Origin of the sequence: Prevotella sp. kh1p2, assembly GCF_900111525.1 — a bacterium.
Lineage (GTDB): Bacteria > Bacteroidota > Bacteroidia > Bacteroidales > Bacteroidaceae > Prevotella.
Map to the genome: position 1 here is coordinate 34,000 of NZ_FOHY01000010.1, position 25,731 is coordinate 59,730.

Genomic DNA, 25,731 nt, shown 5'->3' on the forward strand with positions numbered 1-25,731 from the left:
TATAAGATGAAGGCAGAGTAGCAGGATATGGATTTGCAGGATATAGTTAAACGGAAGATAGTCGTGCTGGACGGGGCCATGGGAACCATGATTCAGAGTTACGGACTGACCGAGAATGACTTCCGGGGAGGGCTGAAACTGTACCGTGAACCTTTGGGTCACTTGGTTACTTACAAAGGTAACTACGACATGCTCAACCTTACGCGCCCCGACGTTGTGCAGGACATACACCGCCGATACCTGCGGGCGGGGGCCGACTTGATAGAGACAAACACCTTCTCATCCCAGCGCATCTCGCAGGCTGACTATCATCTGGAGGACTACTCCGGGCAGATGGCCTACGAGGGGGCCCGTTTGGCGCGCTTGTGTGCCAACGAGTTCAGCACCGCTGGCAACCCCCGCTTTGTTGCCGGGGCAATAGGACCAACCAACCGGACGTGCTCCATCTCGCCCGATGTGAGCAACCCGGCAGCCCGCAACCTGACTTACGATGAGCTGTTTGCCGCCTATCGGGAACAGATAGAGGCCTTGATAGAGGGCGGAGTTGACGTGCTGCTCATCGAAACCATATTCGACACGCTCAATGCCAAGGTAGCCATCGACGCTGCCTGCACCACCATGCGCGCCATGAACAGGGAGTTGCCCATCATGCTGAGCGTTACCATAAGCGATTTGGCTGGCCGAACGCTCAGCGGACAGTCGCTCGAGGCCTTCCTGGCCAGCATAGATGCGTACCCCATTTTTTCCGTTGGACTCAACTGCTCGTTCGGAGCCAGGCAGATGAAGCCCTACTTGCAGGAGCTTGCCCGGCTTGCCCCGTACTATGTAAGTGCCTATCCCAACGCCGGCTTGCCTAACTCAATGGGCCTGTACGACGAGACTGCAGAGTCTATGGCTCCCCAGATAGAGGAGCTGATGGCAGAAGGACTGGTGAACATCATAGGCGGCTGCTGCGGCACTACTGATGAGTTCATAGCCCGTTATGCCCAAATGGCCAAGGGAAAAAGTCCCCGCAGAGTGCCCTGTCGGCCCCAAACGATGCGCCTCTCGGGCATGGAAGTGCTCGAAGTAACGCCCCAGGTGCGTTTCGTTAACGTGGGCGAGCGGTGCAATGTGGCCGGTTCGAGCAAGTTCCGCAACCTCATCAAGGAGAAAAAATACGAAGAGGCAACCCGCATTGCACGCAACCAAGTGGCCGACGGGGCCCTTGTTATTGACGTGAACATGGACGACGCCCTGCTTGATGCCAAGGAGGAGATGACCCACTTCCTCAATCTGATAGCCTCGGAGCCTGATATTGCCAAGGTTCCCGTGATGATCGACTCCTCCAAGTGGGACGTCATCGTGGCTGCCTTGAAGTGTGTGCAGGGCAAGAGCATCGTCAATTCCATCTCTCTCAAGGAGGGCGAAGACGTCTTCATCAGCCATGCCATGGACGTGAAGCGCTATGGGGCGGCCGTGGTAGTGATGTGTTTCGACGAGAAAGGGCAGGCCACAACCTACGAACGCAAAGTAGAAATAGCCCGGCGGGCCTACAGCATACTCACCGAAAGGGTGGGGCTGAACCCGCTGGACATAATCTTTGACCCCAATATCCTTTCCATCGCCACCGGCATAGAGGAGCATGACAGCTACGCGGTGGACTTTATACGGGCCACGGCGTGGATACGCAAGCATCTGCCCGGTGCCCATGTAAGCGGCGGAGTGAGCAACCTCTCGTTCTCGTTCAGGGGCAACAACTACATTCGCGAGGCCATCCATGCCGTGTTCCTCTACCATGCCATCCGGGCAGGAATGGACTTCGGCATCGTTAATCCGGCCACCAAGGTAACCTATGCGGACATTCCGCCCGGGCAGCTGCAGGTGATAGAGGATGTTGTCCTTAACCGCCGGGAAGGAGCAACGGAAGACCTGATAGACATGGCCAACCGTATTAAGGCCGAAAAAGCTGCTCTTTCGGCCGGCCAGTCCTCTGTTTCGGTACAGCAAACGGCCGAAACCGCAGAGGCATGGCGCAGCGAACCGGTGGCCCGCAGGCTTGGCTATGCCTTGCGCAAGGGCATAGGCGATTATCTGGAACAGGACTTGCACGAGGCGCTGCAGCAGTATCCGCACGCCGTGAACATCATCGAAGGCCCGCTGATGGCCGGCATGAACGAAGTGGGAGAGCTCTTCGGAGCCGGCAAGATGTTCCTGCCGCAGGTCGTGAAGACGGCCCGCACCATGAAGCAGGCTGTCTCTATTCTGCAGCCCTACATAGAGGCAGAGAAGACGGAAGGCTCTGCCAAGGCCGGCAAAGTGGTCTTGGCAACGGTAAAAGGCGACGTGCACGACATTGGCAAGAACATTGTGGGCGTGGTGATGGCCTGTAACAACTACGAGGTAATAGACATGGGCGTGATGGTTCCGGCCGAGCAGATAGTGCAAAAGGCCATAGACGAACAGGCGGACATGATAGGCTTGAGCGGTCTCATTACCCCCTCGCTGGAAGAAATGGTGCATGTGGCCAAGGAAATGCAGCGAGCCGGGCTGCGCATACCCATCATGATAGGGGGCGCAACCACCAGTCAGCTGCACGTGGCGCTGAAGATAGCGCCCGTTTATGGCGGCCCTGTGGTGTGGATGAAGGATGCCTCGCAGAATGCGCTGGCGGCTGCCCGGCTGCTCAATGCAAAGGAAGAGAAGGCCTATGAGCAGGAACTCAACGACAAATACGAGCAGTTAAGGCAGGATTACGACCGGGAACAGCAGCAGATAATCTCGCTGGAAGAGGCGCGGAAAAACAAGTTGAACCTATTTGATAAAGACGAATGATAAAAGTAATAGCTTTCGACCTGGGCGGTGTTGTGATAACCATAGACCGTATGCAGGCCATCCGGAGGTTCCGTGAACTGGGACTTGCCGACGCCGAGACGCGCCTTGACGCTTATACGCAGACAGGAATCTTCGGCGATTTGGAGGCCGGCAAGATAGACGAAGAGGAATTCCGGACAGCCCTGGAACGGCTGACGGGGCGCCCCCTGACCATCTCCGACTGCCGCTATGCGTGGCAGGGATACAAGAAAGAGGTGCCGGCAAGGAACCTGGAACTGCTCCGCCGGCTTCGGCAGGAGGGCTACAGGGTGGTGCTGGCATCAAACACAAACCCTTGCATGATGGAGTGGGCCGACCGAGACTTTGACGGCGAGGGGCACGCTATGGCCGATTACTTCGATGCCATGTACCGAAGCTACGAGATAAAGGAGATGAAACCCGGCGAAGGCTTTTTCCGTTTCATGCTCAACAAGGAAGCAGTGGCGCCTGCCGACATGCTCTTCGTGGACGATGGCCCGCGAAACTGCGAGGCTGCCGGCAAGCTGGGCATCCGCACCTTTTGCCCAGTAAACGGGCAGGACTGGACGCAACGGCTTCTCGATCTTCTGTAATCCCGTGCCCGAACCGCCACTCCGCGGTTCTTCAAGATTTCAGGCGACGGTGCAAAAGCTATGCTTCGGGAACTTTCGACAAGTGTCGCACATGAATTCGACACTTGTCACACCATCGTTCGACACTTGTCGAAAGTTCCTGTCCGGCATCGGCAGGTGTGATTTTGCAGGTCGTTTTTACAACTTTATTTGGTCAATTGCATAACTTGCACTATCTTTGCATGCAATTAAAGGCTTTTAAGATGATTTTCAACAAGAAGAGAAGATGGCATTGCCTGCCGGGCCAAGAACCTACGGAGCTTGACAAGAAGGTGATGTATTGGGAAAACAAAGGCAAGGAAGTGCCTACTCGCAGCTTGATAAAAACTGCAGAACAGATAGAAGGAATACGCCGCAGCGGCGTTGTAAATACAGGATGCCTGGACGCGGTGGCCGAACAAATACACGTGGGTATGAACACGCAGGAGATAGACGATATCTGCATGGCTTTCTGCAAGGAACATCATGCCACGCCCGCATGCCTCAATTACGAGGGCTTTCCGAAGAGTGTGTGCACCTCCATCAATGAAGTGGTGTGCCACGGCATTCCCAAGAAAGAGGATGTACTGCAGGAGGGCGACATCGTGAACGTGGACATGACCACCATACTTGACGGCTATTATGCCGACGCCAGCCGCATGTTCATTGTCGGCAAGACGACTCCGGAGAAGGAACAACTGGTTCGCGTTGCCAAGGAATGTCTGGAGATAGGCGCCGAGGCAGCCAAGCCCTATAGCTTCGTGGGCGATATCGGCCATGCCATCCAGAAGCATGCAGAGAAGTATCACTATGGTATCGTGCGCGATTTGTGCGGCCACGGCGTGGGCCTCGACTTCCATGAAGAGCCCGACGTGATGCACTTCGGCCACAAAGGTACCGGCATGCTGCTGGTTCCCGGTATGGTTTTTACCATCGAACCGATGGTAAACATGGGCACGTGGAAGGTGTTTCTGGATGCTGATGACCCCTACGGATGGGAGATAATAACAGGAGACGAGATGCCATCGGCACAATGGGAGCATACATTCCTGATGACCGAACACGGCGTAGAGGTGCTTACCTATTAGAAAAATACTGGAGGAACGTATGGAAACAGATAAATCCGCAGGCGATGTAGTTATCCTGGGCATAGAGTCCAGCTGTGATGACACCTCGGCTGCCGTGTTGAAGAACGGGGTGATACTGAGCAATGTAACGGCTTCGCAGGAGGTTCACAAGGCCTACGGAGGCGTTGTGCCCGAGCTTGCATCGCGTGCGCACCAGCAGAATGTGGTGCCGGTGGTGGACCAGGCGCTCAAGCGGGCCGGTGTTACAAAGGAGCAGTTGAGTGCCATTGCTTTCACTCGCGGCCCCGGACTGATGGGTTCGCTCCTGGTGGGAGTGAGCTTTGCCAAAGGCTTTGCCCGCTCGCTGGAAATTCCGCTGATAGATGTGAACCATCTGCAGGGGCACGTCATGGCTCATTTTATCAAGGAGAGCGAGGACGACAGCCACATGCCGCCGTTCCCTTTTATCTGCCTGCTGGTGTCGGGAGGTAACTCTCAGATAGTAAAGGTGAATGCCTATAACGACATGGAAGTGCTGGGGCAGACGATAGACGATGCCGCCGGAGAGGCCATTGACAAGTGCTCGAAGGTAATGGGGCTCGGATATCCCGGCGGTCCTATTATTGACAAGCTGGCCCGTCAGGGCAATCCGCTGGCCTATCAGTTCTCAGAGCCGCACATACCCGGGCTGGATTACAGCTTCTCGGGGCTGAAGACATCGTTCCTCTACAGTCTGCGCAAGTGGACGACAGAGGATCCCGACTTCGTTGCTCACCACAAGGAGGACCTTGCTGCCAGCCTGGAGCACACGATAGTGGATATTCTGATGAAGAAACTGCGCCTTGCCGTGAAGCAAACAGGTATCAAGCATGTTGCCGTGGCAGGCGGAGTATCGGCCAACAACGGGCTGCGCAACGCCTTCAGAGAGCACGCTGCAAAGTACGGATGGACGATATACATCCCCAAGTTCAGCTATACAACGGACAATGCTGCCATGATAGCCAGCGTTGGAACTTTTAAATATCGAGACGGGGACTTCGCAACGATAGATATGCCCGCATTCAGTAAAGTAACATTCAATTAAGATTACAGATGAAATTCGGAACTAAAATATTGAGCAGAGAAATTCAGGAACTTCTCTACGACAGTGGAAAAACGCTGTGTACTGCAGAGAGCTGCACGGGCGGCCGCATTGCCGAAGCCATTATAGCCGTTCCCGGAGCTTCCAACTACTTCAAGGGCGGCATCATTTCCTATACCAACGAGGTGAAGGAACGGCTGCTGCACGTGAGTCACGACACGCTGGAAGCCCACACGGCCGTGAGCGAGGAGGTTGCCAGAGAAATGGTGGTAGGTGCCTGCGAGGCGCTGGACTGCGACTATGCCATATCTGCAACAGGCGTAGCAGGCCCAACCGGGGGTACGCCTGCCATACCCGTAGGCACCATTTGGATAGGCTACGGCACCAAGGACGACGTGAGAGCCTTCATGTTGTCGGAGGATTTGGGCCGTGACAGAAATCTGGCCACTGCAACCAACATGGCGTTGCGGCTGTTTCTGGACTATCTGAAAGAGGCTACCGCCGCAAATTCGGACATGGGGCAGGTGTCAGCTGAATAAGTTGATATGCACCAATCGGAAGCTGCGAAGTGTGCAAAAGTGCATGTTCTTCAGGAATTTGCATCGCAAAAATACAAAAAATCCTTAATTGTCTACATTCTTTCAAGATTTGTTTTGTATAATCCAAAAATATTTGTAATTTTGCACCCTGTTTGGAATAAGTATCAACATTAGAAACGAAAAATTAAAGATAGCGATGTCTAAGATTTGTCAGATTACAGGAAAGAAGGCACAGATAGGTAATAATGTGTCTCACTCAAAGCACCGTACAAAGCGCAGCTTTGATGTAAACCTTTTCAGCAAGAAATTCTACTATGTAGAAGAAGGTTGCTGGATTAGCCTTAAGATCAGTGCCGCTGGTCTTCGTCTTATTAATAAGGTAGGTCTTGATGCAGCCTTGAAGCAGGCTGTTGCCAAGGGCTATTGTGACTGGAAGGACATTAAAGTTATAGGAGAATAATCGTCATGGCAAAGAAAGCTAAAGGTAATAGGGTACAGGTTATTTTGGAATGCACGGAGATGAAGAACTCCGGCATGCCCGGCACGAGCCGCTACATAACCACCAAGAATCGTAAGAATACGCCTGAGCGCATGGAGCTTATGAAGTATAATCCCATCCTGAAGAAGATGACTCTTCACAAGGAAATTAAGTAACAAGGAGAATTAAAGTATGGCAAAGAAAGCGGTTGCTACCCTCCATGAAGGTTCTATGGACGGTCGCGCATACACAAAAGTAATCAAGATGGTTAAGAGCCCGAAGACCGGCGCCTATGTTTTTGATGAGCAGATGGTACCCAACGAGGCTGTTAAGGATTTCTTCAAGGATTAATTCTTATCAATATCATATCAAAGGCCGGAGGCGATCAGCTTCCGGCCTTTTTCTTTTGTATCCAGTTCGGAGGTTGTTGTAAAGGGCGTACTTGTTAGCTTATGACCGGCAACAGGGCTACAGCTCTGCTGCAAACGTAAAGCAATCGCTGAACTGATGCACAACATCAGTGGGTTGGGCTCTGAAAATGCCGAATAAAGCGCTTCCGCTTCCGCTCATTGCGGCATATTCGGCACCAAGCTCGTACAGCTTCTGTTTGATGGCAAGCAGCTCCGGATGTTGCCGGAAAGCGGGAACTTCAAAGTCGTTTGTCAGTTCGTCTTTCCAAGTGGCAATGGGTTGTTTGACAATATCCCTGCAGCACTTTGCCGGTCGTTGTGGCGTAATCAGCTGATAAGCCTCCTTGGTAGAAACGGCTACTTGCGGTTTTACAATGGCTATATGGTAGCCTTTCAGGTTTCCGCGCGGGCTATCGGCCGGGGCAAGGATGTCTCCAATGCCGGTGGCAAACGACGGCTCGGCAGTAATGAAGAATGCACAGTCGGCACCTAACCTGGCTGCATAACGCTCCATTTCGGCATTTCCCATGTTGAGTCGGAAGCGTTCATCGAGCAGTCGTATCATGAACGCAGCATCGGAAGAGCCGCCACCCAAGCCAGCCTGCGAGGGTATTCGTTTGTATAGGTGGGCATGGACGCGTGGGAGTTCAAAGTCCTTTGCCAGCAGATTGTAGGCCTTTACTACCAGGTTGCCGGTCTCGTTGCCTTCGAGCGAATTGCCTGAAACCTTGAGGTCGCAGTCAACTTCTGACGGGAAACGCTCGTCCATGTGTTTGATTTCGAGCGCATCGCAAAGCGGAATGGGGTAGAATACCGTTTCTATATTGTGGTATCCGTCGGGACGCACGCTGGTAATGTTGAGCCCCAGGTTTATTTTTGCACAGGGAAATGTTATCATCTTTGTCTGTTCTTACGTTAGTTCTGGGTTTTGTGGTTTGCAGTTATTATGTTGCAAAGATAATAAAAATAAGGATTTGGCCGTTTGCTATTGGATATTTTTTTGTAGATTTGCAATCCAATATAAATGAATATGCCAGAAAATAACAGCCAAAGTTCCAACAAGAAACGCAGGTCTACTCCTATTGACAGTACGTATGCGCACTTGCAGCCCCAGGCGCTCGATATAGAGAAGCTGGTGCTGGGTGCACTGATGATAGACAAGGATGCCTTCTCGGTTATCTCGGAAATCATTTATCCAGAAACGTTCTACGAGCCGCGTAATCAGAAAGTGTTCCAAGCCATACAGACACTCAACATGGACGAGAAGCCTGTAGATATTGCCACAGTCATAGAAGAACTCAAACATGAGGGAACGCTGCAGGATGTGGGTGGTATGGATTATGTGATCGAGTTGAGTTCGCATGTGGCTTCTTCGGCTCACATCGAGTATCATGCCAAGATATTGGCACAGAAGTTTCTGGCCCGTCAGCTCATTTCATACGCAAGCAAGCTGGAAACCCATGCTTTTGACGAGTCCGTGGATGTGGACGAACTGATGCAGACTGCCGAAGGAGAGCTGTTCGAGCTTTCGCAGAAAAACATGAAGCAGGATTATGTTCAGATTAATCCTGTGATAAAGCAGGCTATTGAGATTATTCAGAAAGCATCGGCCAATGCCGGCGGCATCACCGGAATTCCTTCGGGTTATACAAAACTCGATGATATTACTGCTGGTTGGCAGCCCTCAGATCTGGTTATCATTGCAGGGCGACCTGCCATGGGTAAAACCTCGTTTGCGCTGAGTATAGCCAAGAATGTGGCGGTAGATTATCAGCAACCGATAGCTTTCTTCTCGCTCGAAATGAACAACGTACAGTTGGTGAACCGTCTGATTTCAAATGCCTGCGAGATTCCCGGCAGCAAGATACTGAACGGACAGCTGTCGCCCGACGACTGGGAGCGGTTGGACAAGAACCTTATCCAACTTACCAATGCACCTATTTATATAGATGACACACCGGGATTGTCGGTATTCGAATTGCGTACAAAGGCTCGCCGGTTGGTTCGCGAACAGAAAGTAAAGCTCATTATGATTGACTACTTGCAGCTGATGAATGCAAATGGCATGAGGTTCAACAGCCGGCAGGAGGAAGTTTCAACCATCTCTCGTTCTCTGAAGGGGCTGGCCAAGGAACTTGATATTCCTATTATAGCACTTTCGCAACTGAACCGAACGGTAGAAAACCGTGAGGGGCTGGAAGGCAAACGCCCGCAGCTGAGTGACCTCCGTGAGTCAGGAGCTATTGAGCAGGATGCCGATATGGTACTTTTCGTACACCGTCCGGAATACTATCATATCTATGAAGATGAGAAGGGTAACGACCTTCGAGGCATGGCACAGATTATCATTGCCAAGCACCGTAAGGGTGCAACAGGCGATGTGCTGTTGAGATTTCGTGGAGAGTTTACGCGTTTTCAGAATCCGGACAACGATTATCCTGCTGCAGCTTCGGGTGCAGGGCTCCCGCAAGGAGAAATCATGGGCAGCCGCATGAACGAGGATGACCCGCTCGGAGGTGTTCCCGATACCGTAACACCTTTCTGATTTTGCCCAGGTTGGGACGCAATCGTAAGCTAATCGTATGTGTTTTGTGTGTGATTGGAATATTTTATGGTAAAAATCTGATGATTTATTTGTTTTTGTTGGTTGGAATGATTACCTTTGTGCTCACAAAACAAGAAATGAAGATGAACATATCAGAGATTATTATAAGCATTACTCTACGAATTCGACTGCAACAGGTAGGCGGAAGTGTTGAGGTGTGCTTATAAATTCTCAGATGGCAGAATATATTGAGCCTTTCTCACTTCCGGAGTGTGAAAGGCTCTTTTCGATGATGACATAATAACAAAAAACTATATGAGTGACAGATTATTTATATTTGATACGACATTAAGAGATGGCGAACAAGTTCCTGGTTGTCAATTGAATACAGTGGAAAAGATACAGGTAGCCAAGCAGCTTGAGCAACTTGGCGTGGATGTTATAGAGGCCGGGTTCCCTATTTCTTCCCCAGGGGATTTCAATTCGGTTGTTGAAACCAGTAAGGCAGTTACCTGGCCTACCATTTGCGCCTTGACACGGGCAGTGGAAAAAGATATTGACGTAGCTGCCCAATCCTTGCAGTATGCCAAGCGCAAGCGTATTCATACCGGCATCGGTACGTCCGATTCTCATATCAAATATAAATTTAACTCTACTCGCGAGCAGATATTGGAGACGGCTGTGAGAGCCGTGGCCTATGCCAAGAAATATGTAGAGGATGTAGAATTCTATGCAGAAGATGCAGGAAGAACCGAGAACGAATATCTTTCTCGTGTTGTTGAGGCCGTTATCAAGGCCGGAGCTACGGTCGTGAATATTCCCGATACTACCGGCTACTGCTTGCCTACGGAGTACGGCAACAAGATAAAATACCTGATGGAGCATGTAGACGGTATCGAAAAAGCACAGATATCTACGCATTGCCACAACGATTTGGGCATGGCAACGGCCAACACCTTGCAAGGCGTGCTGAATGGAGCACGGCAGGTGGAGGTGACTATCAATGGTATCGGAGAGCGTGCCGGAAATACTTCTTTGGAAGAAATTGCCATGATATTGAAGTGCCATAAAGGCATCGGAATCGATACCAATATCAATACAACCAAGATATATCCGATATCAAGAATGGTTTCTAGTTTGATGAATATGCCTGTTCAGCCCAACAAAGCCATTGTAGGCAGAAATGCTTTTGCCCATTCGAGCGGTATTCATCAGGACGGGGTGCTGAAGAATGTGCAGACTTACGAAATCATGAACCCTAAGGATGTGGGATTGGAGGACAACGCTATCGTGCTGACAGCGCGAAGTGGCCGGGCTGCCTTGAAATATCGCTTGCATGTCAATGGAGTAGATATTGAAGATGAAAGCCGCTTGGATAAGATTTATCAGGCTTTCCTGAAACTTGCAGATAAGAAAAAAGAAGTTACCGATGCAGACATACTGATGCTTGCAGGAGCTGACACGGCAGAGACGCATGCTGTGAGTCTCGATTTCCTCCAGGTTACTACAGGCAAGGGAGTAAAGAGTGTCGCCAGCATCGGTCTTGACATCAGTGGCGAGAAGTTTGAAGCTGCATCTTCCGGCAACGGTCCCGTCGATGCAGCCATCAGAGCTCTGAAATGTATTATTCACAGAAAGATGGTTCTGAAGGAGTTTACTATTCAAGCCATTTCCAAAGGCTCTGATGATGTTGGTAAGGTACACATGCAGGTAGAATATGACGGGAACCTCTATTATGGCTTTGGTGCCAATACCGATATAGTCACTGCATCTGTAGAGGCATACATTGATTGCATTAATAAGTTCAGAAATTAATTATAATAAGAATGAATACGTTATTTGATGAAATTTGGGACAAGCATGTCGTGCAAATTGTTGAGGGAGGACCAACACAGCTGTATATTGACCGCCTGTATTGCCATGAAGTTACTTCTCCCCAGGCTTTCGCAGGTTTGCGGAAAAGAGGGTTGAAATGTTTCAGACCTGAGCAAATATATTGTATGCCCGACCATAATATCCCTACGCACGATCAAGATAAACCTATTGAAGACCCCATTGGAAAGAAACAAGTGGATACTTTGGACAAGAATTGCAGCGACTTTGATTTGCAAGAGTTCAAGATGAATACGCCCGAAAACGGAATTATTCATGTTGTAGGACCCGAAACCGGCTTGAGTCTTCCCGGCATGACGATTGTCTGTGGCGATTCTCACACTTCTACGCATGGCGCTGTGGGTGCGGTAGCTTTCGGCATCGGCACGTCTGAAGTCGAAATGGTTATGGCTTCACAGTGCATCTTACAGCAAAAGCCCAAGTCCATGCGTATCAATATTAATGGTAAATTGAACCCGGGGGTCGTGGCCAAGGATGTGGCACTCTATCTGATGTCGCAGCTGACAACATCTGGTGCTACGGGTTATTTCGTTGAATATGCGGGCGATGTAGTTCGCAACATGAGTATGGAAGGCCGTCTTACACTGTGCAATCTGTCCATTGAGATGGGTGCGCGTGGCGGTTTTGTGGCACCTGATGAGACAACTTTTGCCTATCTAAAAGGTAAGAAATATGCCCCCAAAGGACGTGAGTGGGACAAAGCTGTGGCTGAATGGAGAACTTTGAAAAGCGACGACGACGCAGTTTTTGATAAGGAACTTTATTTTGATGGAGCTGACATAACCCCGCGTATAACCTATGGAACCAATCCCGGTATGGGCATGGGTATAACAGAGTCAATTCCTACGATTGATGAAATTGATGAAGAGAGCAGGGCTTCTTTCCTGAAATCGTTGCAGTATATGGGCTTTGCACCGGGGGAGAAACTGCTGGGTCACCCTATTGATTATGTCTTCTTGGGCGCTTGCACCAATGGTCGTATCGAAGATTTCAGGGCTTTTGCTTCACTTGTAAAGGGCAAGCGGAAGGCTGAGAATGTAACAGCCTGGCTGGTACCCGGTTCTTGGGAGGTGATGAAACAGATAAAGAAAGAAGGACTTGACGAAATTCTGGAGACGGCAGGCTTCACACTTCGCCAGCCTGGTTGCTCTGCCTGTCTTGCCATGAATGATGACAAGGTGCCGGCAGGCAAGTACGCAGTGTCTACATCCAATCGTAATTTTGAAGGCCGGCAAGGCCCCGGCTCACGCACAATTCTTGCCAGTCCATTGGTAGCAGCCGCCGCTGCAGTAACCGGGGTACTTGCAGACCCGAGAATGCTTTGAGCCAAGTCGTGTAATGCTTTTTTTAAAAGAAAAGACAATGAAACAAAAATTTGACATCATAACGAGTAGCTGCATTCCCCTTCCACTCGAAAATGTAGATACTGACCAGATAATACCTGCCCGTTTCCTGAAGGCAACTGACAAGGAAGGTTTTGGTGATAATCTGTTCCGTGATTGGCGTTACAACAAAGACGGAACGTTGAAAAAGGATTTTGTACTTAACGACCCTTCTTATAAAGGCTGCATCTTGGTGGCCGGTAAGAATTTTGGCAGCGGGTCAAGTCGCGAGCATGCGGCTTGGGCCATTGCCGGTTATGGTTTCCGTGTGGTCATCAGTTCTTTCTTTGCTGATATCCACAAGAATAACGAGCTCAACAACTTTGTTCTGCCTGTTGTTGTAACCGAAGATTTCCTGAAAGAACTTTTTACCTCCATAGAGCAAGATCACCACACCCAGGTGCGGGTAAATCTGCCTAACCAGACGGTTACCAATCTGGCTACGGGCAGGCAGGAGCATTTCGAAATCAACAGTTACAAGAAGCATTGTCTGATGAATGGGCTTGATGACATCGATTTCCTGATGCAGAACCAAGACAAAACCATAGCCTGGGAACAGAAAAACAAACACTGAAAGATGAAAAAGAATTTCTCTTCTTTGTCTCCCTTCATCGAAATCATGGACTCTACGCTCCGTGATGGCGAACAGACCAACGGGGTCTCATTCATGCCGCACGAGAAACTGATGATTGCCCGCATGCTTCTTCAAGATATCAAGGTAGACAGAATAGAAGTTGCCTCGGCCAGAGTTTCAGAGGGAGAGCGCGAAGCGGTGGAGATGATTTGCCGTTACGCCCAGCGCATAGGCAAACTCGACAAGGTAGAAGTTCTTGGCTTTGTAGACGGCCATATTTCGATAGATTGGATTCGTTCCTGCGGAGGAAGGGTTATCAACCTGCTTGCCAAAGGTTCCAGGAAGCATTGTGAGCAGCAGCTTCACAAAACCGTTGACGAACATATTGCCGACATCAAGGATTCGCTCGATTATGCCGAAAAACAAGGACTGACGGTTAACCTGTATCTCGAAGACTGGAGCTCAGGTATGAAAGACAGTACCGAGTACGTCTATCACATCATGGACTCGCTCAAAGATGCAAGGATAAAGCGTTTCTTGCTACCCGATACACTGGGCATCATGAATCCGCTGCAATGTGTAGAGTATGTTCGCAAAATGGTGCGTCGCTATCCTGATAAACACTTCGACTTCCACGCACACAACGATTACGATTTGGCAGTTTCCAATTCCCTGGCTGCCGTTCTGAGTGGATGCAAGGGCCTCCATGTAACAGTTAACGGCTTGGGCGAGCGTTGCGGCAATGCTCCCATGGCCAGTGTGCAGGTGATACTGAAGGATCAGTTCCATGCCCGAACAAACATCGACGAAGGCCGACTCAATGACGTGAGCCAGTTGGTAGAAAGTTACAGCGGCATAGCCGTGGCGCCCAACCAGCCTATCGTGGGTGAAAACGTGTTTACGCAGGTGGCCGGTGTTCATGCCGATGGCGATAACAAGGATAACCTCTACTGCAATGATTTGATGCCGGAACGGTTCGGGCGCAAGCGCGAATACGCTATGGGTAAAACCTCGGGCAAAGCTAATATTGCCAAGAACCTCAAGGAAATAGGATTGGAATTAACCCCCGAGCAGACCAAGAAAGTAACGAGACGTATAACGGAGCTTGGCGACCGCAAGGAGCGAGTTACGCAGGACGACCTTCCCTACATTGTTGCCGATGTATTGAAGCACGATGTCAAGGAAGACCGTGTAAAACTCCTTAGCTATATGGTGACAACCAGCTACGGCCTGAAGCCCATCGCCAGCATCAAGATTGAAGTGAATGGCAAGGACTATACGGCCGATGCTACCGGCGACGGTCAGTACGATGCCTTCGTAAAAGCATTGCGCAAGATTTACAAGGAGAACTTGGGGCGCACTTTCCCGTTGCTGGCCAACTATGCCGTAAGTATCCCTCCGGGAGGCCGTACCGATGCCTTGGTGCAAACAGTCATTTCGTGGCATACTGACAATGGGCTGCTGCGGACGCGCGGACTGGACGCCGACCAGACCGAAGCTGCCATCAAGGCAACTTTCAAGATGCTGAATATTGTAGAAGAACATCAGTCAAGTAAACATTAAACCACAAATATATGAAACTGAATATTGCTATTTTGCCGGGCGATGGAATAGGTCCCGAGGTTATGGAACAGGGTGTTGCCGTAATGAATGCCGTGGCCGCCAGGTTCGGTCATGAGTTCGAGTATCACGAAGCCATCTGCGGTGCTCACGCCATTGACGAGGTGGGCGACCCGTTTCCTGACGCAACTTTCCAGGTTTGCATGGATGCCGATGCCGTGCTCTTTGCCGCCGTAGGCGACCCCAGGTTTGACAACAATCCCACCATCAAGGTGCGGCCGGAGACCGGCCTCCTGGCCATGCGCAAGAAACTCGGGCTCTATGCCAACGTGCGCCCGGTAGAGACTTTCGACTGTTTGCTACACATGTCGCCCCTGAAAGAGCATCTTATCAAGGGTGCCGATTTCGTGGTTATCCGCGAACTAACGGGCGGTATGTATTTCGGTGAGAAGTATCAGGACAACGACAAGGCCTACGATACTGATATCTACACCCGCCCCGAGATTGAGCGTATCCTGAAAGTGGGCTTTGAGTGTGCACGTAGCCGCCGTCATCATCTCACGGTTGTAGACAAAGCCAATGTGCTTGCCAGCTCCCGCCTGTGGCGACAGATAGCCAAAGAGATGGAACCTCAGTATCCTGACGTTACCACCGACTATATGTTTATAGACAATGCAGCCATGCGGGTGCTGACGGAACCGCGTTTCTTTGACGTGATTGTAACCGAGAATACCTTTGGCGACATCCTTACCGACGAAACGAGTTGCATAACAGGCAGCATGGGTTTGCAGCCTTCTTCTTCCTTGGGCGAGCACACGCCGCTCTTTGAGCCCGTTCATGGTTCATGGCCGCAGGCCGCAGGCAAGAATTTGGCTAACCCCATAGCACAGATACTTTCAGCTGCCATGTTGCTGGAGCACTTTGGCCTGAAGGCCGAAGGCAAGTGCATACGCGATGCCGTTACAGCCAGCCTTGATGCCAATGTCCGTACTCCAGAGATACAGGTCGAAGGCGGAAAGCATTACGGCACAAGCGAAGTAGGCCAGTGGATTGTTGATTATATTAAAGGTTGACAATTAAAGATTAAAAACTATAAGAGGCAGGGCTCATGACATGTGGGTCCTGCCTTTTTGTTTATCTTTGTACTCAAAATCATGTAGCATGAGGTTATTGACATCATTCCTTGTTGCAGCTTCTCTCTCAGTTGCAACGTCATTATCGGCACAGAGCCATCAGGAGTTGCGCGATTCGCTGTCGCGTGCCAGCGAGATACTGGCCTATCATCCTGATTCCATCGACCTGCGGCTCAAGAAAGCCGCGTGGAATATCCAGCTGGAGCAGTGGAGCTATGCCAAAGACGAATACGACTATGTGCTGGCCAAGCAGCCTGCCAACATTGCCGGGCTATATTATCGCGCTTATGTGAACGAGAAACTCAACCGTTTCAACTTTGCCCGGTTGGATTACGAAAACCTGTTGCTGGTGGTTCCGGGCAACTTCGAGGCACAGTTGGGGCTGGCGCTTCTCAATGAGAAGGACAAGCATTACACCGAGGCTTACGACCAGATAAACAGCCTGATTGACCAATATCCCGACAGTGCCATTGCTTATGCAGCAAGGGCAGGGATGGAGAAGGGCAGGTGTATGTTGGAACTGGCCGAGTATGACTATACCGAGGCCTTGCAGCGCAATCCCGACGAGGTTGACTTTCTGGTTAGCCGGGCCGACATCCGCCTCTTGTTGGGCCGTCGTGAAGAAGCGCGCACCGACCTTGAACGCCTATTGTCGCTCGGCGTTCCAAGGGCTGCTTTGGCCGATTTTTACAAACGGCTGAAGGCTCTGCCGTAACCATTACGGCGGTTCAGCTAAGCAAACAGCGGAAGCCAGCAGCAATGCCGGCCTCCGCTGTTTGCATGATATGCCGTTTGGGCTTATTCCGTTTCTTTAATTCTGATGGCTGCGTTGGCAATGATGGCCGTCAGTCCGCCCGTCGTTATGCCGCTCGAGAAGATGTTCCTGACGGTTTCCGGCATCTGGTCCAGTATGCCCGGAACCATCTCAACGCTCAAGCCCATGGCAAAGCTCAGCGCCATTACGAGTATGGCCTTGCGGTTAATGTTCTGGCTGGCGATGATTCTGATGCCCGCCGCGGCCACCGTACCGAACATGAGCAGCGTTGCACCACCCAGAACGGCGTCGGGAATGAGAGAGAACACCAGCCCCACGGCAGGAAACAGTCCCAGCAACAGCAGGGCACCGGCAATGTAGTAGCCCACGTAGCGCGATGCCACTCCCGTGAGTTGTATCATGCCGTTGTTCTGGGCAAAGATGGAATTGGGGAAGGAATTGAAGACTGCTGCCAAGCAGGAGTTGAAGCCGTCGGCCAGGATGCCGCCCGAGGCACGCTTCATGAAGACGGGCCCTTCAACGGGTTCGCCCGATATAAGCGAGTTGGCAGTGATGTCGCCGTAGGCTTCTATGGCTGTGATAAGGTAGATGAGACCCAAGGAAATGATGGCCGAAACGTCGAACCTGATGCCGTACCTGAACGGTACGGGTACGTTGATGCCGGCGTAGCTCTTTACCTGGGCGAAGTCAATCATGCCGCACGCATAGGCAACAGTGCTGCCTATGACCAGTCCCAGCACAATGGAACTCATGCGCAGAAAGCGGTTCGAGCTGCGGTTAAAGAAGATGATGCTTACCAGCACCAGTGCCGCAAGGCCCAAGTTCATGAAACTTCCGAAGGTGCCATTGGCCTGTGCAGCCGCTCCGCCACCGCAGGAGTTGATGCCGGCCTTGATGAGGCTCATGCCAATGAGCGTGACCACAATGCCCGAAACGAGCGGAGTAATAATCTTCTTGGTATATTTCAGTGCTCTCGATATCAGCATCTCTACCACCGAGGCCAGCATACACGCCCCGAAGATGTAGCTCAGCGCCATTTCCACATTCAGCTTGCCGCCTATCATCCCTAAAGTTCCGGCACCGATGATGGGGCCGATGAACGAGAAGCTGGTTCCCTGAATGCACAGCAGTCCGGTGCCTACAGGGCCAATGCGGCGGCACTGGATGAAGGTGGCTAAGCCCGATACGAACAGCGACATGGATACCAGGAAGCCCGTGGTCCGGATGTCGAAGCCCAGTGCACTCGATATAATGAGCGGCGGGGTGATGATGGCTACAAAGATGGCCAGCAGATGCTGGAGCGCGGCGAAAATGGTCTCGCGCAGTGGCGGCCTGTCATTCAGGCCGTAAATGAGTTCTTTATTCATAGTTGTTGTTTGCCCGGCTGCAGGTGCACGGCCGTAAGCCCGCTATCTGATTTTGATTTCGCAGTTGTCCAGTGACTCGATAATGGCCAGGCTCTCGCACCTCACGCCCGCCTCTTCTATTACCTTTCGCCCGTTCTGGAAGGCCTTCTCTATGATGAAACCCATGCCCACAAGCTCGCAGCCGGCCTGCTTGCACAGGTCTATAATGCCCTTGGCGGCATTGCCGTAGGCCAGAAAATCGTCTATGAAGAGCACCTTGTCGTCCTTGTTCAGGTAGTCCTGCGATATCACCACATGGTATTCGCGCTGCTTGGTGAAGCTGAATACGGTCGTAGAGAGCATGTTCTCCATCGTCGAGGGCTGTTTCTTCTTGGCAAACACCACCGGCAGGTCGAGCAGCAAGCCCATGACAATGGCCGGTGCAATGCCCGAGGCCTCGATGGTAAGTATCTTGTTGATTTCTGTCGAGGCATATCTGCGTATGAATTCAATGGCGATTTGCTTCAACAACTGTGGATCCATCTGGTGGTTGATGAACTTGTCAACCTTCAAGATGCCCCCGGGATAGCACCTGCCGTCCTTGAGAATGCGTTCTTTCAATGCTTTCATTACATTATTTGATGATAATGCCCGCAAAATTAGCAAAAAACAACGAACTGGCAAAGTCCGTGGGGCAATAAATCCCTGTAGTTTTGCGTATTGGCCGCTTTACAGTAAGGCTTGGTTGCCGTGCGTGGCGGAAAGGTGATGTTTCGTGCGGCTTCCGGGCCTGAAAAACCGCGTGCGGAGTTGTAAAAGGTATGCTTCATGAACTTTCGACAAGTGTCGCACATGAATTTGACAAGTGTCGCACAATCGTACGACAAGTGTCGAAAGTTCATGAAGGTGCCGTTCAGCACCCCCAAATCACACATTCGGGAGGCTTAAAGGATAGGAGCAGATGCGTTGAATGCTAAAGATGGGGGAGACGCCTGTGGCTGACGGTAAAAAGAAAATCGCTGCCTGGCGTTGAACCGGCAGCGATTTGGTTTTTGTAAAGAAGTGAACCGTTGCCTGCCGAGCGGGCAACCGGAAACCTTGTGCGGAAGAAGAGGGATTCAAACCCCCGATACCCGGAAAGGGTATACCGGATTTCGAGTCCAGCGCATTCGGTCACTCTGCCATTCTTCCTTTAGCTGGTGCAAAAGTAACTCTTTTTTTACGAACTGCCAAAACTTTTTGTTACTTTTATCTGTTGCACAGGTTCCGGTACGGACAATACTGGCACGAATCAGCGTCGGAGGTAAGGGTAAAGGGCACGTCGGGGTTGAATATCTCGGTCAGGACACGCGTCAGGTTTTCGCGGAATTCGTCTTCGTAATCGGCAATGTCCTCTATTGGGGTGCTCTTGCGGTCCTTGTTGAAGCGGAGCATGTAGTCGGCAGGGTGGGCGGCCTTCTTCTGCACGAAGAGCAGAGACGGGCTCACCTTGAGGTGCTGCGGGTTGTAGGTCTCGTTGTGCCTTATGAGCGAGCAGTAGAACAGCGTCTGCAGGTAGTAGTCGGTGTGCTTGCGCTTGTTGAAGGTAAAGACGTCTGCCACGTCTGCCGGGCAGCCGGTGGGTGCCTTTCCGGTCTTGTAGTCGGCTACGCGGAGGTATCCGTCAATTTCGTCAAGGCGGTCTACGATGCCGCCTATCTGCAAGTTTCTGCCTCCGTCGATAGCTATCTGGCCGATGATTTTCTCCTCCAGGGCTACGATACGGAAGGGTACGGCCTTGTCAATGTTCAGCTGGCGCCGCACGAAGTCCATTATCACCTGCCGGTTTATGAGCTGGAGGCCGTTGAGCTCGATGCCGTTGCGGGGCATGCTGCCGCTGATGTTGAAGAGGTTACGGGCTATAGCCTCATCAACCAGGCGTGGAATGACGTCCTTGGATTTCAGGATGTTGTCTATTATCCGGCTGTCTACGGTTTGGCCTATGTAGCCTTCGTAAATCTTCTGGCAAACCTCGTGGAAGATGGTTCCAAAGAGAATGTTGTCTATCTCGCTGTCCTCGTTGTCGGGTTCCTGCAGCTTGACCACGTAGTGATAGTAGAACTTGGTGGGGCAGCGCAGGTAGTCGTTCACGGCCGAGGGCGACAGGTAGCTCATGTCATTGAGTATTTGGAGCACGGTTTGCGACTTGGCAATCTCGCTGCGCAGTTGCTGCTCCACGCTGCCATGCTCTGCCTGCAGGGCAACCCGACGGATGGGGTGGTTGCTTTCTACCATGAGCTGGAGCATGAAGCGGCTCATTTCTCCCGTGTGGGTGCCCTCGGTAGAGGAGTTGTACATCAGGGTGATGTCGCCGGCCCGTTGCAGGAGGCGGTTGAAGTAGTAGGCGTAAATGGCCACCTTGTTGTCTATCGTGGTGAGTTCATAGGCCTTGCGGATGGAATAGGGGATAAAGGAGGAGTCGTTGACGTCGCGGGGCATGTTTCCCTCATTGCACGAGAGAACCAGCACATGGTCAAAGTCAAGGTTGCGGGTTTCGAGCACTCCCATAATCTGAACACCTATGGCAGGCTCGCCATGGAACGGGATGGTGGTGCCGGCGATGAGCTGTGTGAGCAGTTTCTGCAGGGTGGATGTCTCTACCTCCAGATATCCTTGTTCGATGAGTGTACGCATGCGGTTAAGCAGCGTGTACATTCGGAATACCGACTCCTGCAGCAGCGGGTTTTCGTTTTCGCCGTTTTGCTCCGCTTCTGCCAAGGCCTGCGCGCCTATGTACTTCACTATCTCCTGCATCCAGTCAATGAGCTGGAGGTTTCCATTGCCTTCGGCACCATCGAAAATGGCACTGAAGAGCAGCTTGCGCCCGTCGTCGCCTGCCTGCAGGAGGTTGCGCCGAAGGTGGTTGTTGCGGCGCGTAATCAGTTTCTTGCGTAAGTTCAGCACACCGGGTGAGATGTATCGGGCCAGCGGATGGCGCAGCACATCGTTCACATTGCGCAGGCGGAAGATGTCTCCATGCCCCGGATTGCCCTCCGTCTGCAGCTTGAAGAGCAGGCTTACCAGTGAGGCCACGGGCGTTTGCGAGAGCGGGAAGCCCGTGGTGATGTTCACTTTGTCGACCTCGTCGGGCAGGCTGTGGATGACCGTAGGCAGCAGGCTTTCGTCGGCCAGCACGATGGCAGTGCGCCTGCCGTCCTTTATCCGGTTGTTCTCCCGTAGCCACCGGCTGATGTAGCGGGCCTGGATGTTGGCCGTCTGCACGCTGATGTAGGTTATATCCTTAGGCTTGCGGAAATTGTCGTAGATGTCGGTATCGTTGTCAGGCAGCGCGTTTTTCAGGTGCGGCAGGTACTGGCGTATGTAGTGGCCGGCTTCGTTAATGGGGTTGTCAAGATAATAATGGTCGTAGTCCCAGTAGTAGCGTACCTGCTTGCCGGCCGCTTCAATCTTCTTGCAGAGCTCGCGTTCAACGCATTGCATCATGTTGAAACCCACGAACAGATAGGCGTCATACTCGAAGTTGAGGTCGGCCTGGCCAATGACGTCGCGGTAGAGCATGCCCTCATAGGCCGTGCCGTGACTGCGCAAGACGGTTTGATAGTCGGCATAAATATCGTACAGGTGCGACCACAGCCGCTCGAACCTGCGTTGCAGGGCCGTGTCGTGGTTCTCTCTCCGGTACTCGGAGAATATCTTGTTGAGGCTCTCTTTCTGCTGCTCGCTGAGAGTGGGGTCGCCATCAAGGGCGTGGTAGTCCTTTAACTCCCTGAAAACGCTGGCTGCAGGAGCAAGGTTCTTGTCAATGTCGTCAAAATCGGACAGGAGCAACTCGCCCCATCCCCAGAACTTGTCGAGGCTTTCGTCGGTCATGCCCTCTTGCATGCGGGCTTCCCGGGTATGCTTGTAGAACACCTGGTAGAGCAAGCTGATAAGTATGAGATGATCGCCCACGGTGAGCGAAGAGTGACTGCGGAAGAGGTCGCTGATGGTGGTATAAGCCGAACTCCAGAGCGGCTGGCGGGTTTGTAGTGCCAGATACTCGTCCATGAAAATGGCGGCACGCTTGTTGGGAAATACCACCGCAACCCGCTGGAGGTTGCCGTTGAACTGCTGGTATATATCGGTAGCTACGTATTCTAAGAATGATTTCATGCTTGCTGCTATTAAAGTTTTACTTCAACGACTTCGTTTAATCTGACAAACCACAGGAACCCTTGAACATGCTCATGCCCCATGGCGGTGAGAAGCGTCATGTACTGCCTTACCTGCGACTCGTATTCGCGGTGCCTGTTGCCGAATTTGAAATCTACGACTATCATCTGCCGGCCATCAGTCATTATGCGGTCGGGGCGGTGCTTGACCACTTCGTGGGTCTGAGGGTCAACGGAAAGGATGTTGCACTCGTTGTACAACGTCCATTTGGGCGAGAACCACTCGCGTACAACAGGTGAGCGGAAACTCTCCTGCAGGACCTCCTTCAGCTTTGCCGGTGTGAGTTCGCGGTCGTAGAGAATGCCGTCGGCTTCCATCTTGTTTAGTTGTGGCTCGATATCCTCTAAGGTCTGGATGTTTGAGAAGAGCTGATGCAGGATGTTGCCCATTTCGATGTACTGGCTGCGTTTTGTTTCGTCTTCGGGCATGAGGAAATCTCGGCTCTGGTTGCTTTGCCTGAACTGCACGTGGTTATCGAAGAGTTCCAGCTGCAAGGACTCCTGGGTGCTGCTCTGGTTGAATACATTCAGGCTCGCAGTGGCTATGTTCCTGTCGGGCTCTTCGATGTAAAGCCGGCCGTAGCGGTAGGCCTTTTCGCCTTTTTCAGTTGCTTCCAGTTGTCCCATTTGCTTCTCGTTTGCCATGCTGTCCAGACACTTTGCAATGAGTTCGGAGCGGTTCTCCCTGCCTTTTTGGCCTGGGTCGGCCTTGCCGTAAACGAAAAGATTGTTCCCTGCCCGGGTAAACGCCACGTACAGCAGGTTGAGATTGTCGACAATGTTCTGCAGGTGTTCCTCGTAATAGTCATTCCTGTAGATTGATTGCTGCATCCGGTTGGCCTGATAATCGACCGGTATCAACGGCATGTCACAGTACGGTTGCTCGGTGGGAGAGCACCAGATGGTGTTGCTGTCGCGCTCCAACGCCCAGTCGCAGAAGGGAATGATGACATGCGGGAACTCCAGTCCCTTGCTCTTGTGGATGGTGAGCATGCGAATGCCATCTGCATTGTCGACCTGAATACTGACCTTGCAGATGTTCTCATCGTATTCCCGGATAACGTCATTCAGGTTGGCTGTGTTGTCTGTCAGGTATTCGTTGAGCTTGTCCAGGAACACGCAGAGATAGGCCGACTGCCCGTTAATGGAATTCAGCTGAAACCGTCGGATAAGTTCTTCGGACAGGTCGTAGACAGACAAAGACTGCAGTTTGAGCCTGTCTTCGTGGCGGAAGTCATTCGGCAAGAGCTCGTCGAAGCTGTCGGAGTATATCGGCTGGTCGTTCGCATTGCGGCCACTCTCCTTCCGGGCATGGCTCAGCAGGTCTTCATCTACATGCTCATTGTGTTTCACATAGACCTGGTAGTCTTTGGCAAGGTTTGCTTTCAGGAGGGCCTCGTCTTCGTTTGCCATGACGCGAAAGACGTTTACGAGCATGCAGACGGCCACGGACGCGTCCAGGCGAAAGGCTTCGTCGGACACGATGTTGACGTGAAGGTCTCTCAAATGCTCGGCAAGATAGGCGGCAGTGAGCTGTATGGCATCGTTCTTGCGGGCCAGAATGGCGATGTCTTTTTGCCTTGCTCCCTGCTCGAGAAGCATTCTGACAGTTTCTTCTACCAGCGATAACGTTTGTTCTTCATACGTTTCTTGAGACAGAAGCCGGACTTCTACCAACCCGCGGTTCAGCTTTTGTTTCTGTGCCGGGATTAGTTGCTCAACGTCGGCATAGGCTTTTGCCAGCTCCGCATAGCCCTTCGGGTCGGAAGCGGCATTGTCGTAGGCCGATTGTCTGGCTGCTTCAAAGAAAGCGTTGTTAAACTGTATGATATTGTCCGATGAACGGTAATTGGTCTGCAGCGGTTTGATATCCAGCTGTTCGGTAAAGAAATCGCCGGCCGTATCAATGTCGTTCAGGAGCTTCCAGTCGCCGTCTCTCCATCTGTAGATGCTCTGCTTGACATCTCCCACGATGATGCTGCCGATGTTCTCAATCCTGCTGATACATTCTTTGAGCAGCACCTTGAAGTTTTCCCACTGCATTCTGCCCGTGTCCTGAAACTCATCAATCATGATGAAGCGCAGCCTTCCGCCAATCTTTTCATAGATAAAAGGAGAGTCGTCCTTGTCGATGAGCTGGTTCAGCAGACTTTGCGTGTTGCTTAGCTGGAACCTGTTGGCAAGGCGGTTCAGCTCTTCTACCATCTTCTCGATAGAGTGCAGCAGCCTCAACTGGTTGAGGTGGGCCTTTGTGAGCATGGCCGAATAATACTGCCTGACGAGTTCCCGGCGCTTTTCGTTGTCCTTGTTAAGCTGCAGTGTGAGCTCTTCTGCAAACCGGAGAAGGTCGGCATCCGGGTTCTTCTTCCTGTCTGCAGCCCGTAACCATTTCTCCGGATTGTCCAGCAGTTGCCGTCCGGTAGCGCCCAAAGCCTTGTCGTCATCGAATATCTCTTTCTTGAAATCGCGCAGACGGGCATAGAAACCGCATGCGTTGCTGGCAAATGTGCTCTCACTGTAGCCGTGTTCGGCGATGCGACTGAAGAAATCAGTTCCGATGGCAATGAGGTTGTTCCTGGCATCAGTCATCAGTCGCTGCATCTTCCGACTGAAAGTTGAGAACGCATTGGCATCTTCTGCTATTCTGTCTATTTCCTTGCTGTGTTCCTTGTAGTAATCCTTAAAGATGTTCCTGCCGAAAGTCTTGATGTCGGCAATCACATTCCACTGCTTTTCCTCGTCAATATTGCCGCGGATGTATTCGATAATCCAGTCGAGTTCCTGACTGCCTTTTCTCAGGTTCTCAATGATTTCATCTACGGCCTTCTCTTCTATCTGGTTGTCGTTCAGGCTGACTTTGAGCTTTGCGTTCAAGTCAAGTTCCCGTGCGATGTTGCGCAGTACCTGCTGGAAGAAGGCATCGATGGTTTCTACCTTGAAGTAGTTGTAGTGGTGGATGAGCAGGCTCATGGCTTCTGCTGCGTTCTTGGAAACTGCTTGCTGGCTGAGGTTCAAGTCCTTGACTATTCTGTCCATGTAGTCGGCAGCATCCGGCAGCTGGTGTGCTATGCCGTACAGTTTGCTCAGTATGCGGTGTTTCATTTCTTCCGTAGCCTTGTTGGTGAAGGTTACGGCAAGTATGGAGCGATAATGTTGCGGGTTCTGTATCAGCAGCTTGATGTATTGCAATGTCAGCGTAAAGGTCTTTCCGCTGCCGGCACTGGCTTTGTAAACGGTCAGCGGTTTGTCATTGCTGTGTGTTGATGTCATGTTATGATGCGATAAATTGTTGCT

Annotated in this window: 20 protein-coding genes and 1 tRNA gene; 15 read left to right on the forward strand and 6 right to left on the reverse strand. The window is 51.6% G+C overall.

Annotated features, from left to right (window positions below):
• Positions 1–27: 27 nt before the first annotated feature.
• The 8 genes from metH to BMW31_RS07330 all read left to right on the forward strand — a co-directional run bounded on the left by metH (position 28) and on the right by BMW31_RS07330 (position 6,959).
• On the forward strand, positions 28–2,814 hold the full coding sequence (gene metH / locus BMW31_RS07295; RefSeq protein WP_091823343.1) for a methionine synthase: 2,787 nt from the start codon (positions 28–30) through the stop codon (positions 2,812–2,814).
• The gene (locus tag BMW31_RS07300) at positions 2,811–3,425 is read left to right on the forward strand and encodes an HAD family hydrolase (protein ID WP_091823345.1); all 615 of its coding nucleotides are present in this window, start codon (positions 2,811–2,813) and stop codon (positions 3,423–3,425) included. Before metH ends, BMW31_RS07300 begins: the two co-directional genes overlap by 4 nt.
• Positions 3,426–3,667: 242 nt before the next feature.
• A complete protein-coding gene (map, locus tag BMW31_RS07305) occupies positions 3,668–4,531 on the forward strand; it encodes a type I methionyl aminopeptidase (protein WP_091823348.1) in 864 nt (287 codons plus the stop codon).
• A gap of 19 nt (positions 4,532–4,550) precedes the next feature.
• Positions 4,551–5,594 (forward strand): tRNA (adenosine(37)-N6)-threonylcarbamoyltransferase complex transferase subunit TsaD, encoded by a 1,044-nt coding sequence (gene tsaD, locus BMW31_RS07310; protein ID WP_091823351.1) that lies wholly within the window; start codon positions 4,551–4,553, stop codon positions 5,592–5,594.
• An 8-nt stretch (positions 5,595–5,602) separates the two neighbouring features.
• The gene (locus BMW31_RS07315) at positions 5,603–6,130 is read left to right on the forward strand and encodes a CinA family protein (RefSeq protein WP_091823354.1); all 528 of its coding nucleotides are present in this window, start codon (positions 5,603–5,605) and stop codon (positions 6,128–6,130) included.
• A 196-nt stretch (positions 6,131–6,326) separates the two neighbouring features.
• On the forward strand, positions 6,327–6,590 hold the full coding sequence (gene rpmB, locus BMW31_RS07320; protein ID WP_091823357.1) for a 50S ribosomal protein L28: 264 nt from the start codon (positions 6,327–6,329) through the stop codon (positions 6,588–6,590).
• A 5-nt stretch (positions 6,591–6,595) separates the two neighbouring features.
• On the forward strand, positions 6,596–6,784 hold the full coding sequence (rpmG, locus tag BMW31_RS07325; RefSeq protein WP_091823359.1) for a 50S ribosomal protein L33: 189 nt from the start codon (positions 6,596–6,598) through the stop codon (positions 6,782–6,784).
• Between the two features lie 16 nt (positions 6,785–6,800).
• On the forward strand, positions 6,801–6,959 hold the full coding sequence (locus tag BMW31_RS07330; RefSeq protein WP_091823362.1) for a DUF4295 domain-containing protein: 159 nt from the start codon (positions 6,801–6,803) through the stop codon (positions 6,957–6,959).
• A 117-nt stretch (positions 6,960–7,076) separates the two neighbouring features.
• On the opposite strand, the gene ispE is transcribed toward BMW31_RS07330, so the two are convergent.
• Positions 7,077–7,916, reverse strand: coding sequence for a 4-(cytidine 5'-diphospho)-2-C-methyl-D-erythritol kinase (gene ispE, locus BMW31_RS07335; RefSeq protein ID WP_091823365.1), 840 nt, complete (start codon positions 7,914–7,916; stop codon positions 7,077–7,079).
• Positions 7,917–8,048: 132 nt separating this feature from the next.
• Here ispE and dnaB point away from each other — a divergent pair, with 132 nt between their 5' ends.
• From dnaB to BMW31_RS07370, 7 genes are all read left to right on the forward strand, one after another.
• On the forward strand, positions 8,049–9,563 hold the full coding sequence (dnaB, locus tag BMW31_RS07340; protein WP_091823367.1) for a replicative DNA helicase: 1,515 nt from the start codon (positions 8,049–8,051) through the stop codon (positions 9,561–9,563).
• A gap of 315 nt (positions 9,564–9,878) precedes the next feature.
• Positions 9,879–11,378, forward strand: a complete 1,500-nt coding sequence (locus tag BMW31_RS07345) for a 2-isopropylmalate synthase (protein ID WP_091823370.1) — start codon at positions 9,879–9,881, stop codon at positions 11,376–11,378.
• An 11-nt stretch (positions 11,379–11,389) separates the two neighbouring features.
• Positions 11,390–12,781 (forward strand): 3-isopropylmalate dehydratase large subunit, encoded by a 1,392-nt coding sequence (gene leuC, locus BMW31_RS07350; RefSeq protein WP_091823372.1) that lies wholly within the window; start codon positions 11,390–11,392, stop codon positions 12,779–12,781.
• Between the two features lie 37 nt (positions 12,782–12,818).
• Complete coding sequence (gene leuD, locus BMW31_RS07355) at positions 12,819–13,412, forward strand: 3-isopropylmalate dehydratase small subunit (RefSeq protein ID WP_091823374.1); 594 nt, start codon at positions 12,819–12,821, stop codon at positions 13,410–13,412.
• Positions 13,413–13,415: 3 nt separating this feature from the next.
• Positions 13,416–14,975: an alpha-isopropylmalate synthase regulatory domain-containing protein gene (locus BMW31_RS07360; protein WP_091823377.1), complete on the forward strand. Its 1,560-nt coding sequence runs from the start codon at positions 13,416–13,418 to the stop codon at positions 14,973–14,975.
• An 11-nt stretch (positions 14,976–14,986) separates the two neighbouring features.
• Entirely contained in the window at positions 14,987–16,045 is a 1,059-nt protein-coding gene (gene leuB / locus BMW31_RS07365) for a 3-isopropylmalate dehydrogenase (protein WP_091823379.1), read from the forward strand.
• 88 nt (positions 16,046–16,133) lie between these two features.
• Positions 16,134–16,820: a tetratricopeptide repeat protein gene (locus tag BMW31_RS07370; protein ID WP_091823382.1), complete on the forward strand. Its 687-nt coding sequence runs from the start codon at positions 16,134–16,136 to the stop codon at positions 16,818–16,820.
• 83 nt (positions 16,821–16,903) lie between these two features.
• Here the strand turns inward: BMW31_RS07370 and BMW31_RS07375 are convergent, their stop codons facing one another.
• From BMW31_RS07375 to BMW31_RS07395, 5 genes are all read right to left on the reverse strand, one after another.
• The gene (locus tag BMW31_RS07375; RefSeq protein ID WP_091823385.1) at positions 16,904–18,247 is read right to left on the reverse strand and encodes a nucleobase:cation symporter-2 family protein; all 1,344 of its coding nucleotides are present in this window, start codon (positions 18,245–18,247) and stop codon (positions 16,904–16,906) included.
• 42 nt (positions 18,248–18,289) lie between these two features.
• Positions 18,290–18,856 carry a xanthine phosphoribosyltransferase gene (gene xpt / locus BMW31_RS07380; protein ID WP_091823388.1) on the reverse strand — a complete coding sequence of 189 codons (567 nt, stop codon included), beginning with the start codon at positions 18,854–18,856 and terminating at the stop codon, positions 18,290–18,292.
• 473 nt (positions 18,857–19,329) lie between these two features.
• A tRNA-Ser gene (locus BMW31_RS07385) sits at positions 19,330–19,417 on the reverse strand.
• 57 nt (positions 19,418–19,474) lie between these two features.
• Positions 19,475–22,378 (reverse strand): PD-(D/E)XK nuclease family protein, encoded by a 2,904-nt coding sequence (locus BMW31_RS07390; RefSeq protein WP_091823390.1) that lies wholly within the window; start codon positions 22,376–22,378, stop codon positions 19,475–19,477.
• 11 nt (positions 22,379–22,389) lie between these two features.
• Positions 22,390–25,707: a UvrD-helicase domain-containing protein gene (locus tag BMW31_RS07395; RefSeq protein ID WP_091823392.1), complete on the reverse strand. Its 3,318-nt coding sequence runs from the start codon at positions 25,705–25,707 to the stop codon at positions 22,390–22,392.
• Between the last annotated feature and the right edge of the window lie 24 nt (positions 25,708–25,731).